The following is an 18,659-nucleotide window of genomic DNA, read 5'->3' on the forward strand; positions in this document are numbered from 1 at the left end:
GCTGACCGGATGCAGGTCCTGGGCGTTGAGGTTCGGGTTGAGGTTCGGATTGAGATTCGCGCTCATTGCACCGCCCCCTGCTCGCGCAGCCGCGCGATCTCGTCCTCGCCGAAGCCCAGGCCCGCCAGCACGTCGGCGGTGTGCTCGCCGAGCGCCGGGCCCTGCCAGTTCACCGTGCCGGGCGTGTCCGACAGCTTGGGCACGATGCCGGGCATGGTGACGGCGGCGCCGCCCGGCAGGGTGGCCGGGATCAGCATCTCGCGCGCCTGGTAATGAGGATCGCTGACGATGTCGGCCACCGAGTAGATCCGGCCGGCCGGCACCTCGGCGCGCTCGAGCGCGGCCAGCACCTCGTCGATCGAATGATGCGAGGTCCAGGCGCCGATCGCGGCATCGAGCATCGCGTTCTGCTTGACGCGCCCGTCGTTGTAGGCGAGCGCGGGATCCTCGGCCAGCTCAGGGCGGCCGATCACCTGCATCAGGCGCCGGAAGATCGGGTCGCTGTTGCCGGCGATCACCACGAAGGCGCCGTCCTCGGTGCGATAGGTGTTCGAGGGCGCGATGCCGGGCAGCGCGCCGCCGCTGCGCTCGCGCACATGGCCGAGCAGGTCGTACTCGGGCACCAGGCTTTCCATCAGGTTGAACACGCTCTCGACCAGCGAGACGTCGACCACCTGCCCCTCGCCCTGCCCGGTCTTCACGCGCAGCAGCGACATCAGCGCGCCGATCACGCCGTGCAGCGAGGCCAGCGAATCGCCCAGGCTCACGCCGACGCGCGCCGGGGCGCCGTCGATCTCGCCGGTGGTGTAGCGGATCCCGCCCATCGCCTCGCCGATCGCGCCGAAGCCGGGGCGATCGCGATAGGGGCCGGTCTGGCCGTAGCCCGAGATGCGGACCATGGTCAGCTTCGGGTTGAGCGCGTGCAGCGCGTCCCAGCCGAGGCCGAGCTTCTCCAGCGCGCCGGGGCGCAGGTTCTCGATCACCACGTCGGCTTCCGAGGCGAGCTTGCGCACGATCTCGACGCCTTCGGGCGACTTCAGGTTGACGCAGACGGATTTCTTGTTGCGCGACTGCAGGTACCACCAGAGCGAGGTGCCCTCGTGCAGCTTGCGCCATTTGCGAAGCGGGTCGCCCGTCTCGGGCGCTTCGATCTTGATCACTTCGGCGCCGAACTCCGCCATCAGGCGGGCGGCGAAGGGCGCGGCGATCAGCGTGCCGATTTCGATCACGCGGATCCCTTGGAGCGGGCCACTCATCTTGCTGTCTCCGGGTTGAATGCCTATGGAGCACAGCCTAGGGTTGCCGGGTGGCGAAGGTCCAACCGTGATTCGCCAAGCAGCGTTCGCGAATCGCGAAAATGCTTTCGCTTTCCTTTCGTTTTTTGGGTTGCAGCAGCCCGTCACGGGCCATGGATCAGTTGTCGGCCGGCGCCCCGCCGTCGCGCGCCTCGACGGTCCGCAGGTGCTCGAACAGCAGCCGGCTGACCGGCGAGAGCGCCGCCACCTCGCGCACCACCAGCACCAGCCGGCGCGCGGCCCAGTCGTCGTCGAGCGCGATCGAGGCCAGCCCCAGCGGGCGCCCCATCAGCTCGTAGACCTTCCTCGGCAGCACGCCCACGCCCATGCCGGCCTGCACCATCCGGCACACGGCGTCGAAGCCGGGCACGTGGATGCGCAGGCGCAGCGGCCGGCCGGCATGACGCGCGGCCAGGTGCGTGCGCACGTTGATCGAGCTGGAGACGTGCAGCCCGACATGGTCGCTGTCGAGCGTGGCGGCGAACGGCAGGTTCGGATAGGCGGCCAGCGGATGATCGTGGCGCGCGACGATCACCAGCGTGTCGTGGCGATAGTGCTCGACATGCAGCTCGCGCGTGTCCGCGTCTTCCGAGCAGATGCCGATATCGACCAGGCTGTCGTCGACGGCCTCCACCACGCCGCCGCTGGGACGCTCCTCGAGGTCGAGCTTGACGCGCTCGTGCTCGGCCTGGAAGGCGCGCAGGTCCTCGGGCAGGAATTCGACGATGCCCGACAGGTTCGAGGACATGCGCACGTAACCTCGCACGCCGCTGGCGTAGCCGGCCAGCTCGGCGCCGATGTTCTCGATGTCGCGCATCACGCGCCGCGCGTGGTGCAGCAGGGTCTCGCCGGCCGGCGTCAGCGTCATGCCGCGCGCATTGCGCTGGAACAGCGCGGCGCCCACCACCTGCTCGAGTTCCAGCAGGCGCTTGCTGGCCGCCGATACCGCGATCGCCTCGCGCTCGGCCGCGCGCGTGAGCGTGCCTTCCTCGTGGACCGCGAGGAACAGCTGCAGGGTGGTCAGGTCGAGGCGTCGCAGGAGGGTCTTGAGCAGCATGGCCGGTTCGCGCGGTGAGGATGCGCGTATTGTGCCGTCATTTCGTTCCGGCCCCCTCGCCTTAGAATGGCGGCTGCGCTTGTCTTCCAAGGTCCCCAGATTCCATGTCGAAATCCTCCTGGTTCCTGTCGCGCCCGCGCGGCCCGGTCCGCCTGCGGATGTTCTGCTTCAGCCACGCCGGCGGCAACGCCGGCAGCTACATGCCCTGGCAGGGCCGGCTCGATGCCTCGGTCGAGGTGGTCGGCGTGCAGTTGCCGGGGCGCGGCGCGCGGCTGCGCGAGCCGCTGCTGACCGACGTGCCGACGGCGGTGGCGCGCATCGCCGAGGTGTTTCCGTTCGACGATCCGCTGCCCTTCGTGTTCTTCGGCCACAGCCTCGGCGCGCTGCTGGCCTTCGAATTGGCGCGCCACGCGAGCCGGCACGGCAAGCCGGTGCCGCTCGCGCTGATCGCATCTGGCTGCGACGCACCGCAGTTCGGCAACCGCGGCGGCGACATCCACGAGCTGCACGGCGATGCCCTGGTGGCCGCACTGGCCCGCTACAACGGCGCGCCACCCGAGCTGCTGGCGCACCGCGAACTGATGGAGCTGATGGCGCCCACCATCCGCGCCGACTTCGCGATGGCCGCGCATTACCGCTACGAGCCGGGCCCGCCGCTGGAGATCCCGATCGTCGTGCTCAACGGGCGCGGCGATGCCGAGATCGAGCACGAGCACCTGGGCGAATGGCAGCGCGAGACGCGCCTGCCCTGCCGCCGGCATCTGTTCGAGGGCGATCACTTCTTCATCCATTCGAACGAGGCGGCCGTGCTCGAGCTGCTCGACCGGGAGCTGAAGGCCTGCCAGCCGGCCTGACGCGAGGCGTCTCGCGCGAAGCGATGTCCAGCCATGCGAAGCGATGCGCACGACGCATCGCCTCCATCGCACCGCCATCGCGCGCGCCGGATCAGTCGTGCGGCCAGTCCACCGGCGAGCCGGGGCGCACCGTGTCGAGTTGCGGCAGCAGCGTCACGCTCTCCTGCTCGTTCGGATCGGTGCGCGCGATCACGGCCACGCAGTTCTCGCTCTCGCTCGCGTTGTAGGGCAGATGCGGCGTGTCCGCGGGAATGTAGAGAAACTCGCCGGCATTCACCACCAGGTGCTGCGCCAGGCCCTCGCCGTACCACATGCCCGAGCTGCCGCTGAGGATGTAGATGGCGGTCTCGTGGGTCGCGTGCTTGTGGGCCACGGCGCTGGCGCGCGGCGGAATCGTCGCCAGTTGCAGGTGGATGCCTTGCGCGCCGCAGGTGGCGGCCGACACGCCGACCTCGTAGAGCAGCGCCTGCTTGCCGGCGTGACGATCGCCGGGCCGGACCACGCGGCAGGTCGGGGCGTCGGTGGAAGGGGAACGGGTTTCCATGCGGAGTCTCCTGGCACGATGCGATGAAGGTGGCACGCGCTCGCGAATCGACGCGTGCCCTGCTTCGCAGAACGTCCGGGCGCCTCGAATATTCCATTGCGAGGCGCCGACCGTCACGAACGAGCGTTCGCGAGACTTGGATACAACTGGCAACACAATCCCCGCTGTTTAGCGGATGCCCCGCCTGTTTCGTTATTGACAGCAAATCTGCGCTTGGACACAATGTCCATCACATGTTTCGCGGGGCCTGGCGTGAGATCCACGCTGCCCGACCGCCGTGCCGAGCCATCCGTTCCGTCGGCACCGCGCAATCCGCTGCGTCGGATTCGGCCACATGTCCGGCGCGCTTGTCCCTGCGCCGCATCGATCCGGCAAGCATTCCCGCCCGGCGAGCATTCCTGGCGCACCACACCGGCCAGGCCAGACACCATGCCCGATCATCGTCGATCGGTACGTCAATCACTGAAACGTAGTCATCCAAAGCAATTGCCGATGCCGGCGATGAATTCGCGCGCCTTCTCACCGATTGGCGCGAGGCACGCCGGTGCGGTCCGGTATTGATGAATCATGCGCGGAAAACGGAACGACTGATGAGCCGTGAACAACTTTCACATGCACTGCGGGATCTCTTGCCGCGGCTCTGGATCTTTGCGCTGCGCGTGGCGGGCAACCCGCGCGATGCCGAGGTGCTGCTGCGGCGCGCCTGCCTGCGGGTGTTCGGGCTGGCCCAGGGGCCGGGCCCGACCTTGTCGGTGCCGGGCTGGATGTATTCGGTGATCTATCACGTCTGGCTCGACGACATGCGCTACGACGGCGCGGCCGGCGAGCAGCCCGACGCCACCGGTCTCGACGACATGCCGGACGCCGCCGCGCGGCCGGGCGCCACCGCCATGCAGGCCCGCGCCGGCGCGCCGAGCCACGACGAGGTGATCGACGCGGTCTCGCACCTGGCCGACACGCCGCGCATCTCCATGGTGCTGGTGGCGATCGAGGGCTTCTCCTACGAGGAAGCCGCGCAGATCCTCGGCATCTCGGCCGGCAGCGTGGCGAGCAACGTGGTGCAGGCCCGCATGATGATCGGCGCGCGCCTGCGCAAGGACGCGCGAGCCGGCACGCCGGCCACGCACTGAATTCGAGGGGCACGGCCCGCCCCGCCTCGCCCCGCTCTCCTCCCAACCGCCCGGGCCGCCGAAGGCAGCCCGCCAGCCGGCCGTCTTCACACCCGATCGTGGTTCATTGCAGCGCTCATTGCACCGGCTTTGCCGGTGCGGCCGCGCTGGGGTCGTACAAGGCATAGAGCTTGGTATAGCCGCTCGACTCGTACACGCCGGTCCATCCCTTGGGCAGCGTCACCGCCTCGCCCGCATGCACCTGCATCACCGTGCCGTCGGACGAGGTCAGCTTCACGCTGCCCGACAGGAAGTAGAGAAACTCCGTGTACGGCGTGCCCGGCGCCTCGCGAATCTCCTCGCGCACCGGCCCGGACTGGTAGACGCCGGTCTGGAACACCTTGTCCGGCGAGGTATAGCTGGTGAAGTCGCTGGTGTGGTTGCCGTCCTTGCTCTCCTTCACCACGCCGGGCCGCTGGAACACCGGGCCGGCGAGTTCGGCCTTCGACAGCTTGAGCGGGTGCAGCGTCTGGGCATGCGCGCCGGCGCACAACAGGGTGGAGGCGAGCAGCAGCGCTGCCGGATAGCGTCGAATCATGGCGAGTCCCGGGAAGGAAAGGATCGAAAGCCGCGTATTGTAGAAGCGCCCGCGCCGGCCGTGCCGGGCCCGCTTCGCCATGGCGGCGCGCGGTTCGCCCGTTGCGCATGCAACGATGCGCGCAAACCACAGCGCCTTGCATCGGCTCGCGCCGCCCGCCCGGCACGCCGCGCGGCCTGCTAGAATCGCCGCCATCCGCTTCCAGAAGGAACCTCCGTGGACAGTTGTCGCGAACGCATCGCACAGCCCCGCGCCTGAACGTCCGCAGCCTGCCTGGCTGCCGCCGCGTCGGTCGCGCGGCGCGTGTCATCCCCGTTTCACATTCCGGTTGCCGTCGCAGGCTATCGTGTCGGGCTGCGCCTTGCGCGCGGCCGGGCTCGACGCCGTGCCGCACGGCGCCCCATGCCAGGCAAGCCATATGACCGTCGAATTCATCCTCCGTCTTCTCACCGCCTTCAGTTGCGGCGTCGCGATCGGCATCGAGCGCCAGTTGCGCCAGCGCACCGCCGGCCTGCGCACCATCACCCTGGTGACCTGCGGCGCCTGCCTGTTCGTCACGCTCGGCGTGCTGACCGGCAACGGCGTGGCCGGCGTCACCCAGATCGCCGCCTACGTGGTGTCGGGCGTCGGCTTCCTCGGCGGCGGCGTGATCATGCGCGAGAAAGGCGCGATCCAGGGCATCAATACCGCCGCCACGCTGTGGTGCTCGGCCGCCGTCGGCGTGCTCTCGGGCAGCGGCCACTACCTGCCCGCGCTGGCCGGCACGGTGGTGGTGCTGCTGGTCAATACCGTGCTGCGCTCGCTCAGCCACGCGATCAACGCCACCCCGGTGTCGAACGCCGACCTGGTCCGCGAATACCAGATCACCGTGATCTGCCTGGCCGCCGACGAGATCCACGTGCGTACCCTGCTGTCGAACTCGATGTACGCGAAACCGCTGTCGTTCCAGAGCCTGACCAGCGAGGACGTGGAACAGGAAGGCGCGGTCGAGCGCATCAAGGTGACCGCCACGCTGAAGCTGCATCCCAAGGACCAGGCCAAGCTCGAGCAGATCGCGAGCCGCATGAGCATGGAGAAGAGCATCTCGAGCGTGAGCTGGACCGCCAGGGAAGCCGAGCCGATGATGGAGTGACAGGGGCGCGCGATGCGGGCCCCCAATGGACGACGCGCCGGCCGGAGCGAATCCGGGCCGGCGCGTCGGCAATGGCGTGGGGCTTGCGCGCGCTCCGGGCGCCGCGCCTGCCGGATCAGGGCATCAGGTCCTCAGGGCGTCTCGATCAGGCCCATGCCGATCGCCTTGACGACGGCCTGCACCTTGTTGGTCGCGCCGAGCTTGGCGAGGATGTTGTTGATGTGGAAGGTGACGGTGCGCTCGGAGATGTTGAGCTGCTCGCCGATCTCGCTGGCGGTGCGGCCCTCGCTGGTCCAGCTCAGCACCTCGCGTTCGCGCTTGGTGAGCGTCACGCTGGCCGCCGGCGAGAGCTTGGGCACCAGGAACTTGCCCATCAGCGAATGCGAGAGATTCGCCAGCCAGTTGGCCTGCAGCGTGAGGCTGTTGATCTCGGCGGGCGTGAGGCGGTCGGAGCGGCGCGCGATGGTCAGCAGTCCGAACACGCCGCGCGCGGCCCAGGCCGATTGCGCCACGCCGACCGACATGCCGAAGTCGCGCGCGTCGCGCCATAGCGACGGATCCTCCGCCGTATCGACATCCGGCCAGATGATCATGTTCGGGCTCATCGCGCCGTCGCGCACGGTCGGATCGACCTCGATGTAGTTGCGCGCCTGGTAGTGGGCCATCCAGCCGGCCGGGTAGGTGTCGAAGATCTCGACCACCGGCTGCGTGCCCGGCTGCGGCACGCGAATGCCGTAGCAGCAGTACTCGAAACCGAGCCGCTTCGAATAGGCCGAGATCTGCTGAAAGAGCTGTTGCTCGTTCGCAGCCGCGTTGAACTGGTGGTAGGCATCCTGCCAGCGTAGTTCCATCATCTCTCCAACAGCTTCCACGCTGTCATTCTTGCTAGGTTACATCACGGTCACGGGCTTGCTACATTGCCGCGCATGACACTGCCCCTGCTTCATCCTTACTGCGCGCCGTCCAAGGACGGTTACGTCCGCCTCCCGCTGCATGCCTTCGCGGGGCTCGAACTCGTGCACATCGCCTCGGGGCTCGACCCCGGGCTCGCCGACGAACTGCGCGCCGACGGCCTCGCCTTCGACGCGGCCGGCTACACCGAGTGGCAGCGTCCGTCCTCGCCAGGTTTCGCACACCTGACGGTCGGCTGGGACTGGTATGTCGATCCCGGCTCCGGCCGCCTGGTGATCGCCTGGGACGACGTACGCAGCAACCTGATGGGCGTCGACCGCTTCGGCACCGACATCGGCATGCATGCCACCGCCAGCGCCCTGGGCTGCCGGCTCGCCTCGCTCGACTGGGCGATGGCAGTCAACCAGGCCCTCACCGGCGGGCCGCCCACCCGGCCAGTCCGCGGCGCCACCCACTGGTCGCACTGAAACCCGCGGCCCGCTTCGCATTTCAAACGAATGCCCTCGCATTGTCGGCCCGACCCGGCCAGCAACGCAATCTCGAAATTGAACCACAGATGGCGCGCAAACCTTTGCGCGCCAATTTCGACCTGTCAAGATTGCCTGGAAAGTGGCCCAACCTCCTGTCAGGAATAACAGTTACTTGTCCTCGGGGCGCACGTTGTAATGCGCCCATTCCAAACGGAATAACTACGAGGACACCATGCAGACTTACGTTCACGAGGCCGGCCGCCTTTCCCCCCAGCTCGCCGCCGATCTGGGGTCGTACCGCTATCGCGTTTTCGTCGAGCAGCTCGGCTGGCAGTTGCCGTCTGAAGACGATAAATACGAGCGTGATCAGTTCGATCGCGACGACACCGTCTATGTCGTCGGACGAGATACGAGCGGAGAAATCTGCGGCTGCGCACGACTATTGCCGACCACGCGACCGTACCTGCTGCACGAGGTGTTCCCGCACCTGCTGTCGGCCGACATCGCGGCGCCCCGCTCTCCCGAAGTGTGGGAATTGTCGCGTTTCGCGGCCACCCCCGAGGACGGCGCCGACGCCGGCAGCCTGGCCTGGTCGGTGCGGCCGATGCTGGCCGCGGCGGTCGAATGCGCCGCCCGCCGCGGCGCCCGGCAACTGATCGGCGTGACCTTCTGCAGTATCGAGCGGCTGTTCCGCCGGATCGGCGTGCATGCCCACCGGGCCGGGCCGCCGGTCTCGATCGACGGCCGCATGGTGGTGGCCTGCTGGATCGACATCGACGCGCAGACACTGGCCGCGCTCGACCTCGATCCCGCCCTCTGCCACGCCGAGCCCGCCGAGCCCGCCGAAGCCGCCTGACGCGGCGAGCCGTCGGCACCACCCGCGCCGCACCAACCGTTCCCGCCTGTCCGGTGCCGCCCCTGCCGGCGCCGGTCCCTTCAGCGCAGCGCCGCGAGCATCAGGTCGAGGTTCTGCACCGCGGCACCCGAGGCGCCCTTGCCGAGGTTGTCGAATACCGCACTCAGCAGCACGTGGCCGTGTTCGTCGTTGACGAACACGCCGAACTCGATGTCGTTGCTGCCGTTGAGCGCTTGCGGATCGAGCTGGCCCAGCTCGCGCGCCGCCGCCAAGGGCAGCACGCGGGCATGGCGCGCGCCCTCGTAGTGACGCGCCAACCCCGCATGCAGGCGCGCGCCGTCGACCCCGGCCGGCAGCAGCCGCAGCGCCAGCGGGATGGTCAGCACGATGCCCTGCCGATAGGCGCCATAGGCCGGCACGAACAGCGGCCGGTGCGCCAGGCCCGCATGCAGGCGGATCTCGGGCGGGTGCTTGTGCGCGAGCCCCAGCCCGTAGACGCGCAGCGCCGGCGCCTCGCCGTCCTCGGCCTCGTAGGCGTCGACGGCCGCCCGGCCGCCGCCCGAATAACCCGACACGGCATGGATCGCGACCGGATAGTCGGCCGGCAGCAGGCCCTGCTCGATCAAGGGCCGCAGCAGCCCGATCGCGCCGGTCGGATAGCAGCCGGGATTGGTCACGCGCCGCGCGCCGGCGATCCGCCCCGCCTGCCCGGCCGTCATTTCCGGAAAGCCGTAAACCCAGTCCGGGTCGCTGCGATGCGCCGAGCTGGCGTCGATCACGCGCACCGCCGGATTGCGCACGAAGCCCGCCGCCTCGCGCGCAGCGGCGTCCGGCAGGCACAGGATCGCGATATCGCAGGCATTGATGGCCTCGGCGCGGCGCGCCGGATCCTTGCGCTGGTGCGCCGGCAAGGTGGCGAGCCGCAGGTCGGTCCGCCCTTGCAGCCGTTGGTGGATCTGCAGGCCGGTGGTGCCCTGGTCGCCGTCGATGAATACGATGGGTGCGCTCATGTGCTGGGTTTCCTGGTTCTCGCGGCGTCGCGTCTGGACGCCATGCCCGGATCTTGCGCCGCGCGCTAAACTTGGAAAAGTTGAATTTCATCAACACGAAATTCATATTTTCTGAACGTTGGAATTTCCCCGATGCGAGAAATCAGTCTCGACCGCCTGCGCACCCTAATCGCCATTGCGGACCAGGGTTCGTTCGCCGCAGCCGCACAATCGCTGCACCTGGCCCCGCCCACCGTGAGCCTGCACGTCGCCGAGCTCGAGGCCCGGATCGGCGCGCCCTTGCTGTCGCGCACGCGCGGCAGGATCCGCCCCTCGGCGATCGGCGAGCTGCTGATCGAGCGCGCGCGGCGGCTGCTGGCCGAGATGGAGGCCACCCTCGACGACGTCGAGCGGCAGGTGCAGGGGCTGGCCGGGCGGGTGCGGCTGGGCGCCTCGACCGGCGCCTTCGCGCATCTGCTGCCGCAGGTGCTGGCGCGCCTGCGCGAGCTGCATCCCGATATCGACGTGCAGATCGCCGTGCTGACCTCGCGCGACACCCTCGCGCAACTCTCGGCGGGCTCGCTCGACGTCGGCCTGGTGGCCCTGCCGCAAGCGGCCGTGGCGGGGCTGGCGATCGAGCCGTGGCGACGCGACCCGATGCTGGCCTTCCTGCCGGAGCACTGGAACGCGCCGGCCCAGGTCTCGCCGGCCTGGCTGGCCACCCGGCCGCTGATCCTCAACGACGTGAGCACGCGGCTGGCGCGGCAGACCTACGAATGGTTCGCGGCGGACGGGCATCGCCCGCAGCCGCGCATCGAGCTGAACTACAACGAGGCGATCAAGAGCCTGGTGGCGGCCGGTTACGGTGCCACCGTGCTGCCGCACGAGGCCGGCGCGCCGGCACCCGATCCGCGCGTGGCGATGCGGCCGCTGCGGCCCGCGCTGTGGCGCGAGCTGGGGATCGCCCATCGCGCGGACTCGGTCGAGCGCGCCACCCGGCACGTGCTGGACGCGCTGTGGGCCTTGCGCGCGAATTGAGCGGCGGCGCTTGTGCCGCTTGTGCCGCTTGTGCCGCTTGTGCCGCTTGTGCCGCTTGTGCCGCTCGTGCCGCTCGTGCCGCTCGTGCCGCTCGTGCCGCTCGTGCCGCTCGTGCCGCCGTCAGGCCCGGTCGGCCTCGCGCGGGGCGCTGCGCATCTGCGTGAGCTGTTCGGCGATCATCGCGCCGAGCGCGGCGATATCGCGTTCCACCGCCTCCGTCACCGGCATGCCGGTATTGATCCGCAGGCAGTGGTTCAGGCTGCCGTCGGTGCAGAACAACTGGCCCGGCGAAAACGCGATGTCGTCCTGCAGGGCGCGCCGCAGCAGGGCCGTGGTATCGAATCCGCGCGGCAGCTCAATCCACATCCAGTGGCCGCCCGACACGGCGAAGCTGCGCGCCTCGCGGGGGAAATGCGCGCGCACCGCCGCCTGGTACTGGCCGGAATAACTGGCCAGGGCCTGGCGCAGGCGGCGCAGATGCGGCTCGAACAGGCCGCTGGCCATGAAGCTCGCCAGCGTGTACTGGAACAGCTCGGGCGGCTGGGCGACCCGCTCGAACTCGTGGCGCAGGCTGGTGACGGCGAAGCCGATCGACAGGCCGTGCCCGACCAGGCCGCCGACATCGGAGAAGTAATGGACCAGCCCGGTCCGGTCGAAGGCCTTGAAGGGCAAGGGGCGCTTCTCACCGAAATGGAGATCGCCGTTGCGGTCGTCCTCGATCAGCGGCACGCCGTGCTCGGCCAGCAGCTCGACCACGCGGCGCTTGCCTGCATCGCTCATCTGGCCGCCGGTCGGATGCGGGAAGTTGGCGGAAAACGCGCAAGCGGCCACCTTCTCGCGCCGCAGGGCGAATTCGAGCGTGTCGATCGACAGGCCATGCTCGGGATGCGAGGGAATCTCCAGCACCTTGAGGCCCAGTTCGTCCAGTTCCTCCAGCAGCCTCATGGACGTCGGCGAGGCGATCGCCACCGTCTGGCCGGGCTGGGTCAGCGCGCGGAACAGGGGCCGGTGGACCTCGTGATGGGCCAGCGTGATGGTGATGTCCTCGGCGTGCCAGTCGCAGCCCATGATCCGTCCGCGGCGCGCGAACTGCCGATGCAGCGGCGAATCCGGCCCGATCGTGCAGCCGGTCAGGAAGGCCGGGTTGCGGCGCGCCTGCTCGGTCATGATCCGCTGCAGCGCGACCGCCGGATAAAGCTCGGGATTGATCCGCGCGAACAGCATCGGCTGGTCCGCCGCGATCAGCCGGTCGAGCGAGCGCAGCAGGGCGCGCTGGGCCGGCAGGGCCGGCTGCAGGCAGGGCTCGGGCACGCGCGCCGGAGGCCGGCGCTCGACGGCATGGAACTGCTCGCGCACGTAGAAACCGCTGCGCGGGCGCACCGAGATCATGCCGGCATCCTCCAGCAGATACAGCGCGTGCGTGACCGTCGCGCTGCTGGCCTGGAAACGCGCGCACAGGGCGCGAATCGAGGGCAGCCTGTCGCCGGCGCGAAGCGGACCCGCGCAGATCTCCTCCTGCAACTGAAAAGCCAGCTCGCCGTAGCGAGTCGATCGATCCCACATGTACCGGTCCACCTGATTGCCTTGATCGCTACCGCCGAGCGCGCCCGCGCCGGCTCCCTGCCCCGGTCGCGCGGCGCCGGGCCGGTCATTTTGCGCCCCGCCCCTGCCGGGCGCCAGCCTCAGGCCGGGCCATTTGCACCGTCGCAACGCCGGGCTTGCCGCATCTGTCTCCCTGTTTTGATAGAGACAGCCGCGGTGCCCAGCGGATGCCGGGCGGCTCGCGCGCTGCCGGCTGCCGCTGTCGCGATCGAAACAGGAATACAGATGCGCATGCAACGACCGTGAGTCCGTGGCGCCGTCGCCGTCTGAGGCTACCGGCGCGCCGGGCCGCCGCGCAGAATCGTCCTGCCTGCCCTCTTTCACGGCCAACCGTGTTTTTCTCGGACATTCCATCATGATGCCGCTGCCCTCCGCCGCCCATCCGCCCTGCCCGGGCGCCGCCCGCGCTCGCCAGGCAACCCGCCCCGGCAGAGCGCTGCCGTGCCGTTCGATCCGCGCCGCGAACACCGATACCGAAGAGTCCGTCCCGGCCGCCGGCGAGCAATTCGAACCCGACGATCGCATCTGGCGCCAGGTCCGACATCTTTGGCATGCCTGAGGATTTGCGCTTGCGGGCCGGCACGGCCTTGGCGCCCCCGATCATGAACGTCTCATCCGACCCGCTCACGCCGGCCATCCGGCTCGGCACGAAAATCCGCGCCTTGCGGCAACGGCTCAACTACACGCTGGACCGCCTGGCGGCCTGCGCCCATCTGTCCAAGCCGTTTCTCTCGCAGGTCGAGCGCGGCCTGGCGGGCGTCTCGGCGGCCTCGCTGAACAGCATCGCCGGCGCGCTCGGCGTGGAGGTCAGCTATCTGCTGGACGCGCCCGAGGAACAGCACCAGATCCATCGTCGCGAGCAGCTGAGCTTCCAGCCCTTGCCCGATTCGGCGACCCGCTTCGCGGCCCTCACACGCGGCTCGCCCCACCAGGAGCTCGAGGCACGGCTGCTCAGGCTGCCGCCCGGCCAGCCGGGGCCGGGCGACACGCCCGGTCGCGCCGGGGAGGAGTTCCTGCACGTCCTGTCCGGCGAATTGAGTCTCGCGCTGGCTTCCGGCACCGTGCTGCTGCAAGCCGGCGACAGCGCCCACTACAAATCCGCCTGGTCGCGCGGCTGGACCAATCCGCATCGGCAGGAAGCCGTGGTGCTGTGGGTCGGCACGCCCCGGCTGCCTTGAGCGCAAGGGGCAAACGACACGCGGGACGCGCCACCATGTCCGAGGCTGGCGGAGAAAGAACGCTAACGCCCATGTCAATCTCGCGTACCTGATCGCGACGCGCGCGGACGCAGCAGCAAGGCATGACGCGCAGCGGTTCGCCGGCATTCCCTGCCTTGATCGATACAGATTCCTGCACATCCAAGCGATCGTCCACCGACGCGACAGCGCGCCCATCGTGTTCATGACGACTTGGATCAGGCATCGCCACCGCGCGACATATATGCTGCAGCGCACATCGAACCCGGGCGGTAAACGAAAAAACGGCCGGGCTGCTTCAGCACCGGCCGTTCTTGCGGGTTCGGCGATTTACTCGTTCTCGTCGAAAACATAATGACCGAACTTGACCTGCTTGGTCCGGATGTAGCGTTCGTTCTCGTCGCGCACGGGCACCGCCAGCGCGACGCGTTCGCACACGGGAATGCCGTGCGCGACGAGCGTGTCGAACTTCTTCGGATTGTTGCTCATCAGCCGCACCGAGTTGACCTGCAGGATGCGCAGGATCGCGGCCGCCGAATCGTACTCGCGTGCGTCGTCGGGCAGGCCGAGGTCACGATTCGCCTCGACCGTGTCGCGCCCCTGTTCCTGCAGCGCGTAGGCGCGGATCTTGTTGCTCAGGCCGATGCCGCGCCCCTCGTGACCACGCAGATACAGCAGGACGCCGCGACCCTCTGCGGCGATATACCGCAGAGCGAGGTCCAGTTGCTCGCCGCAGTCGCAGCGGTAGGATCCGAACACATCGCCCGTCAGACACTCCGAATGCAGGCGCGTGAGCACCGATTGCTGCCCTGCGACATCGCCGACCACGAGCGCCAGGTGTTCGGCCTCGCTGCCGGCCACGCGAAACGCATGGGACATGAAGGTGCCGTAGCGGGTCGGGAGCGAGGCCGACGCGACGAGGGTCACGCATTCGTCGGCTTGAGGCTCGTCCGCGGACGGCGAGGAAGGTTGCGAAGACATGGAAAGCATCGAAAAATCGGAGTTAAGGAATGTTCTGAGTGGCGCGCAGCCGGAGTTTACCGCTAATCTACGCAATGCGTTCTTCACCGTGTCCGCTCGCGCGGGCACTTTCACGCCGCTTCCCCCGGGCATGGCTTGCGCCCGGTTTCCGGAGATCGTATGAGCACAACCGTCGCGAATATTCTCAAATCAAAGCCCGATGCCGGCCAAACGGTGCACACGATCGGCAAGAATGATTCCGTCTACGACGCCTTGAAGCTGATGGCCATCAAGGGCATCGGCGCCCTGGTGGTGAAGGAAGGCGAGGACATCGTCGGCATCGTCACCGAGCGCGACTACGCGCGCAAGGTCGTGCTGCTCGAGCGCTCGTCCAAGGACACGCGCATCGAGGAAATCATGACCGTCAAGGTGCGTTACGTCGAACCGTCGGAAACCAGCGACCAGTGCATGGCGCTGATGACCGAGCATCGCATGCGCCACCTGCCGGTACTCGACAAGAACCGCAAGCTGATCGGCGTGATCTCGATCGGCGATTTGGTCAAGAGCGTGATCGCCGAGCAGCAGGACACCATCAAGCAGCTCGAGCACTACATCCACGGCACCCCGATCGACTCGGAATAAGCCCCGGCCCGACAGGCGCAAAAAATGCCCAAACGCTCCAGCGTCTGGGCAAAGCCGCCGGGTTGCGGCGACGGAGGTCCTGTTCGGTCGAACCCTGCCCCGCGGATCTCGCGCGGGCATCAGACCTGATCTGTTCAATGCGTGACGAGGCGCGGCCTCGTCACGTCTCAATCGCACGGCCGCGCCTGGCGCGGCCCGCCGTCACCCTGCCGCTCAATGACCGAAGTAGACGCTGTCGACCGGGTTCGGCGCGGTGTCGTTACGACGGCCCGATTGCGCGCCGGCCACCGGCTGCACGCCGTAGCCGCTGGTGTCGGCATGCGTCAGCGTCTGCTGCGATTGCTGGACACGCGCTTCGGCGGCCTGGATGTCACGCGGATATTGGGCGTCGCTGGCGACCGGGTTGTAGCCGGCCTGTTCGAGCTGGACCAGTTGCGCACGGACTTCGGCGCGCGTCACGGGCTGGTTCGACTGGGCGAACGATGCGACCGGAGCGGCAAGGACCGAAGCGACGACTGCTGCATAGACGAGCGATTTCATGATGTTACCTCCGAGATGTTTGTGGTTTTGCGTCGCTCCCGGCGTTGATTCCTGTCTGAAGCGAACGATTCAAGTCTAGGCTTCGGATCACCCAGGGAAAACCCCTAGTTTAGACATAGACCGTTGCACGGATAGCAAATATCAAGGCCCGAACCGACCCCGGAAATCGGCCAGTTTGCACATTCTCACAACAATTACTGACAATTGGCTAACCACCGCCACCGTGCCGCCCTGTCGTCGCGCTTATAATGGCAAGCGTTTCGTCATACTTTCCCGCCCATCCGTGATGCGCCGCCCTCCCGCTCGCCCCCATGCCCTTCGACGCCGCCAGATCGGCGTCGGCGCGCGCCTGGCCGGCTCGCGAGGCGCTCACGCCACCGTTCCGCAGGCTGCCGCCCGGCGCCCGCGCTGACCCGCTCCACCGGAGCGCCAGCCGGGCTCCGGGCGATTCCCCGATTCAGGCTCATCGCGCCGCCGGCCGCGGCGCCTCACGCCCATACACAAGGACAACACCGATGAAGAATCGACTGCTGCAACTCACCGAACTCGATGTCGCGCGCCTCGAGAAACATGCCGAACGCGACACGCGCCTGCAGGCCATGCTCGACACCCTGCTCGAGCGCGCCGATATCGTGAATGCCGATGCCATGAAGGCGAACGTGGTGACCATGAATTCGCAGTTCACGCTGACCGACGAGGCGACGCACGAAGCCATCACCTGGACCCTCGTCTATCCCGACCAGGCACGCTCCGATGCCGGCCGGCTCAACGTGTTCTCGCCGGTCGGCATGGCCCTGCTCGGTGCCCGCCAGGGCGAGCATGTGAACATCACCCTGCCCAACGGCGTGGCGGGCCGCATGACGGTCTCGGCGATCGTCTACCAGCCCGAGGCCAGCGGCGACTACACGCGCTGAGCCTTGCCGAATGGGGACTCGACCCGGCAACGGGCCGGCTCCCCGATTCGCGAAGCACGATATTGCATGCCGTAAACGAAAAAAAGGCGCCCGAAGGCGCCTTTTTGCTGTGGACCGCCGAAGCGGTCGTCGAGCTTAGAAGCGGTGACGCAGGCCAACCGTAGCGGCGGTCTGGTTGATGCCCGACGAGGTGTTCGTCGCAGCGATGTCGCCGTTGTAGATCGAAGCAGCCACGCCGTTGCTTGCGCGCTGGTACACGGCTTGAGCGTACACGTCGGTGCGCTTCGACAGCGAGTAGTCGGCTTGCAGGCCAACTTGGTTCCAGTGGGCGTTGTTCGTGCCCAGGCGGCCGTTCGAGTACGTGTAGGCGATGCCCAGACCCAGTGCCGGCGTCAGGTTGTACTTGCCGTTGACTTCGTAGTTGTCGATGCGAACGTTCGCGCCTGCAACCGTGTTGTCCAGACGAGCTTGCGTCCATGCGGCGCCGACTTGTGCCGGGCCGAATGCGTAGCCAGCTGCTGCGCCGTACGTACGGACGCGGCCTTGTGCGCCGAATGCGTTCTGGTCAACCGCGCCGCTCGTGCCAGCTGCGTTCGGGTTGTTCAGTTGCGAGTACGCGCCAGCCAGCTTCAGGCCTTGGAACTGGTACGACACGCCGCCGCTGTATGCACGGTTGTTGCCGAAGTTCGTGTTGTTCGAGAAAGCGTACGTGCCGCCGAATTGCAGGCCGGCGTAGTTCGCGCTCGTGAACTTGATCGAGTTGTTGGTTGCGTAGCCGCCGTTCGTGCTCAGGTTGTCGAAGTTGCCGACGTGAGCGAAGTACGTGCCGCCCCACGAGCCGGTTGCCGTCAGCGGAGCCAGGTAGTCCTGGACTGCGTCGTACTGGCGGCCCAGCGTGACCGTGCCGTACTGGCTCGACAGGCCGACGAAGGCTTGACGGTTGAACATGCCGCCGTCGTTCGAGAAGCGGCCGTTACCGAGGTTGAAACCGCTTTCCAACGTGAAGATTGCCTTCAGGCCGCCACCCAGGTCTTCCGAACCACGGAGACCGAACAGGCTTTGGTCGATGCCCGTGCCTTCCGACCAGCGCGACTTGCCGGCGACATTGCTTTGGTACGTGATGCCCGCGTCGAGCACGCCGTACAGCGTGACGCTGCTTTGCGCGTGGGCGACGGTTGCGAACGATGCTGCAGCGGCTGCAACGATCAGAGTCTTCTTCATTCGTGGAGCTCCCTTCATCTAAAAAAGGCAGGTCTGTCGACCTTGTTTCATAACGGTCTGCAACCGCCCGGAAGCGCCACGTCGACTTCACATGGCCGCGCCCGGATGGTTGGCCGCTCTGGGAACCGTGAGTTTAGGGGTGGACCCTAGGGCCGCCACGCGCGAATAAAGAAATAACTTTTTCCGAAACCAGAAATAATAGAAATGGTAGTCTTTGATAACTCGTTGTTTTGACTTGTTTTTTTGATCACTTGACGGACTGTTTTTGGCGTATACGCAACAGGCATTTGATTGTGTCACCGGCTTGACGGTTGCAAAGAAACAACAACCACCTCCCGGCCCACCTCGCCAATTCGGCAAAAATTACTCAAAACATCCGCAATCTGGTGCATTTTCCGATGCGTCACCCGTGTAAAACCCGCGTAAAACGTTTCCCTGCGGTTTCCCCGAGGTGACAGCGCGACGAAAGGCATGGCCCGTAACAGCCGTTACAACACCTGTAATGTTGGTCGGCTAGCCAGGCGATACCTTGATGCCGTGCCGCCGCCCATCCCGGGCGGCCCGTTCTCCATCCGGGAGCCTTTCGATGCAACGTCGCGACTTCCTTCGAACCCTCGCCCTCGGCGGCGCGGCCATCCTGGCCGGCGGCTCGGCCCTCGGCGCGAACGCGCAACCTGCCCCGCCCGGCGGTTATCCGGCGCCTGGCGGCCGGCCGCCGCCGCCCCCGCCG

22 protein-coding genes are annotated in these 18,659 nt (G+C 67.6%); 12 read left to right on the forward strand and 10 right to left on the reverse strand.

Annotated elements, in window-relative coordinates:
- Positions 1–62: 62 nt before the first annotated feature.
- A complete protein-coding gene (locus F3J10_RS20960; RefSeq protein ID WP_025097955.1) occupies positions 63–1,256 on the reverse strand; it encodes a CaiB/BaiF CoA-transferase family protein in 1,194 nt (397 codons plus the stop codon).
- 157 nt (positions 1,257–1,413) lie between these two features.
- Entirely contained in the window at positions 1,414–2,352 is a 939-nt protein-coding gene (locus F3J10_RS20965; protein ID WP_017919092.1) for a LysR family transcriptional regulator, read from the reverse strand.
- 104 nt (positions 2,353–2,456) lie between these two features.
- Between F3J10_RS20965 and F3J10_RS20970 the strand changes: the two genes are divergently transcribed.
- On the forward strand, positions 2,457–3,206 hold the full coding sequence (locus tag F3J10_RS20970; RefSeq protein ID WP_167242906.1) for an alpha/beta fold hydrolase: 750 nt from the start codon (positions 2,457–2,459) through the stop codon (positions 3,204–3,206).
- Positions 3,207–3,297: 91 nt separating this feature from the next.
- Here the strand turns inward: F3J10_RS20970 and F3J10_RS20975 are convergent, their stop codons facing one another.
- Positions 3,298–3,750: a cupin domain-containing protein gene (locus F3J10_RS20975; protein ID WP_017919090.1), complete on the reverse strand. Its 453-nt coding sequence runs from the start codon at positions 3,748–3,750 to the stop codon at positions 3,298–3,300.
- Between the two features lie 590 nt (positions 3,751–4,340).
- Here F3J10_RS20975 and F3J10_RS20980 point away from each other — a divergent pair.
- Positions 4,341–4,880 carry an RNA polymerase sigma factor gene (locus F3J10_RS20980; RefSeq protein WP_167242907.1) on the forward strand — a complete coding sequence of 180 codons (540 nt, stop codon included), beginning with the start codon at positions 4,341–4,343 and terminating at the stop codon, positions 4,878–4,880.
- Between the two features lie 115 nt (positions 4,881–4,995).
- Here the strand turns inward: F3J10_RS20980 and F3J10_RS20985 are convergent, their stop codons facing one another.
- Positions 4,996–5,457, reverse strand: a complete 462-nt coding sequence (locus F3J10_RS20985; protein ID WP_166912410.1) for a cupin domain-containing protein — start codon at positions 5,455–5,457, stop codon at positions 4,996–4,998.
- Between the two features lie 418 nt (positions 5,458–5,875).
- Between F3J10_RS20985 and F3J10_RS20990 the strand changes: the two genes are divergently transcribed.
- Positions 5,876–6,589: an MgtC/SapB family protein gene (locus tag F3J10_RS20990; RefSeq protein ID WP_025097949.1), complete on the forward strand. Its 714-nt coding sequence runs from the start codon at positions 5,876–5,878 to the stop codon at positions 6,587–6,589.
- A 131-nt stretch (positions 6,590–6,720) separates the two neighbouring features.
- On the opposite strand, the gene F3J10_RS20995 is transcribed toward F3J10_RS20990, so the two are convergent.
- Complete coding sequence (locus F3J10_RS20995) at positions 6,721–7,440, reverse strand: autoinducer binding domain-containing protein (protein ID WP_025097948.1); 720 nt, start codon at positions 7,438–7,440, stop codon at positions 6,721–6,723.
- 75 nt (positions 7,441–7,515) lie between these two features.
- Between F3J10_RS20995 and F3J10_RS21000 the strand changes: the two genes are divergently transcribed.
- Positions 7,516–7,968 carry a DUF4902 domain-containing protein gene (locus tag F3J10_RS21000; protein WP_167242908.1) on the forward strand — a complete coding sequence of 151 codons (453 nt, stop codon included), beginning with the start codon at positions 7,516–7,518 and terminating at the stop codon, positions 7,966–7,968.
- Positions 7,969–8,203: 235 nt separating this feature from the next.
- Positions 8,204–8,827: an acyl-homoserine-lactone synthase gene (locus F3J10_RS21005; RefSeq protein WP_167242909.1), complete on the forward strand. Its 624-nt coding sequence runs from the start codon at positions 8,204–8,206 to the stop codon at positions 8,825–8,827.
- A gap of 80 nt (positions 8,828–8,907) precedes the next feature.
- Here F3J10_RS21005 and argC read toward each other — a convergent pair whose 3' ends face one another.
- A complete protein-coding gene (gene argC / locus F3J10_RS21010; RefSeq protein ID WP_167242910.1) occupies positions 8,908–9,837 on the reverse strand; it encodes an N-acetyl-gamma-glutamyl-phosphate reductase in 930 nt (309 codons plus the stop codon).
- Between the two features lie 132 nt (positions 9,838–9,969).
- Here argC and F3J10_RS21015 point away from each other — a divergent pair, with 132 nt between their 5' ends.
- Complete coding sequence (locus tag F3J10_RS21015) at positions 9,970–10,854, forward strand: LysR family transcriptional regulator (RefSeq protein ID WP_025097944.1); 885 nt, start codon at positions 9,970–9,972, stop codon at positions 10,852–10,854.
- A 120-nt stretch (positions 10,855–10,974) separates the two neighbouring features.
- Here the strand turns inward: F3J10_RS21015 and F3J10_RS21020 are convergent, their stop codons facing one another.
- Positions 10,975–12,417, reverse strand: a complete 1,443-nt coding sequence (locus F3J10_RS21020; protein WP_167242911.1) for a PLP-dependent aminotransferase family protein — start codon at positions 12,415–12,417, stop codon at positions 10,975–10,977.
- Positions 12,418–12,811: 394 nt separating this feature from the next.
- Between F3J10_RS21020 and F3J10_RS21025 the strand changes: the two genes are divergently transcribed.
- Positions 12,812–13,015 (forward strand): hypothetical protein, encoded by a 204-nt coding sequence (locus tag F3J10_RS21025; RefSeq protein WP_167242912.1) that lies wholly within the window; start codon positions 12,812–12,814, stop codon positions 13,013–13,015.
- A gap of 43 nt (positions 13,016–13,058) precedes the next feature.
- Positions 13,059–13,634, forward strand: coding sequence for an XRE family transcriptional regulator (locus tag F3J10_RS21030; protein ID WP_025097941.1), 576 nt, complete (start codon positions 13,059–13,061; stop codon positions 13,632–13,634).
- 348 nt (positions 13,635–13,982) lie between these two features.
- Here F3J10_RS21030 and ribA read toward each other — a convergent pair whose 3' ends face one another.
- Complete coding sequence (ribA, locus tag F3J10_RS21035; RefSeq protein ID WP_029949767.1) at positions 13,983–14,642, reverse strand: GTP cyclohydrolase II; 660 nt, start codon at positions 14,640–14,642, stop codon at positions 13,983–13,985.
- Between ribA and F3J10_RS21040 the strand changes: the two genes are divergently transcribed.
- Positions 14,632–14,796 carry a hypothetical protein gene (locus F3J10_RS21040; RefSeq protein WP_161500264.1) on the forward strand — a complete coding sequence of 55 codons (165 nt, stop codon included), beginning with the start codon at positions 14,632–14,634 and terminating at the stop codon, positions 14,794–14,796. The genes ribA and F3J10_RS21040 overlap by 11 nt on opposite strands.
- A complete protein-coding gene (locus F3J10_RS21045; RefSeq protein WP_013689875.1) occupies positions 14,793–15,254 on the forward strand; it encodes a CBS domain-containing protein in 462 nt (153 codons plus the stop codon). The genes F3J10_RS21040 and F3J10_RS21045 overlap by 4 nt, the downstream gene beginning before the upstream one ends.
- A gap of 213 nt (positions 15,255–15,467) precedes the next feature.
- Here the strand turns inward: F3J10_RS21045 and F3J10_RS21050 are convergent, their stop codons facing one another.
- Positions 15,468–15,794, reverse strand: coding sequence for a DUF4148 domain-containing protein (locus F3J10_RS21050; RefSeq protein WP_013689874.1), 327 nt, complete (start codon positions 15,792–15,794; stop codon positions 15,468–15,470).
- A gap of 515 nt (positions 15,795–16,309) precedes the next feature.
- Between F3J10_RS21050 and F3J10_RS21055 the strand changes: the two genes are divergently transcribed.
- A complete protein-coding gene (locus tag F3J10_RS21055) occupies positions 16,310–16,708 on the forward strand; it encodes a GreA/GreB family elongation factor (RefSeq protein ID WP_013689873.1) in 399 nt (132 codons plus the stop codon).
- Positions 16,709–16,843: 135 nt separating this feature from the next.
- Here the strand turns inward: F3J10_RS21055 and F3J10_RS21060 are convergent, their stop codons facing one another.
- Positions 16,844–17,929, reverse strand: coding sequence for a porin (locus F3J10_RS21060; protein ID WP_013689872.1), 1,086 nt, complete (start codon positions 17,927–17,929; stop codon positions 16,844–16,846).
- A gap of 586 nt (positions 17,930–18,515) precedes the next feature.
- On the opposite strand from F3J10_RS21060, the gene F3J10_RS21065 reads away from it, so the two are divergent.
- Positions 18,516–18,659: twin-arginine translocation signal domain-containing protein (locus F3J10_RS21065; RefSeq protein ID WP_167242913.1), on the forward strand; the 144-nt coding region annotated here is incomplete at its 3' end.

Origin of the sequence: Burkholderia sp. Cy-637, assembly GCF_011753175.1 — a bacterium.
GTDB classification, from domain to species: Bacteria; Pseudomonadota; Gammaproteobacteria; order Burkholderiales; family Burkholderiaceae; genus Burkholderia; species Burkholderia gladioli.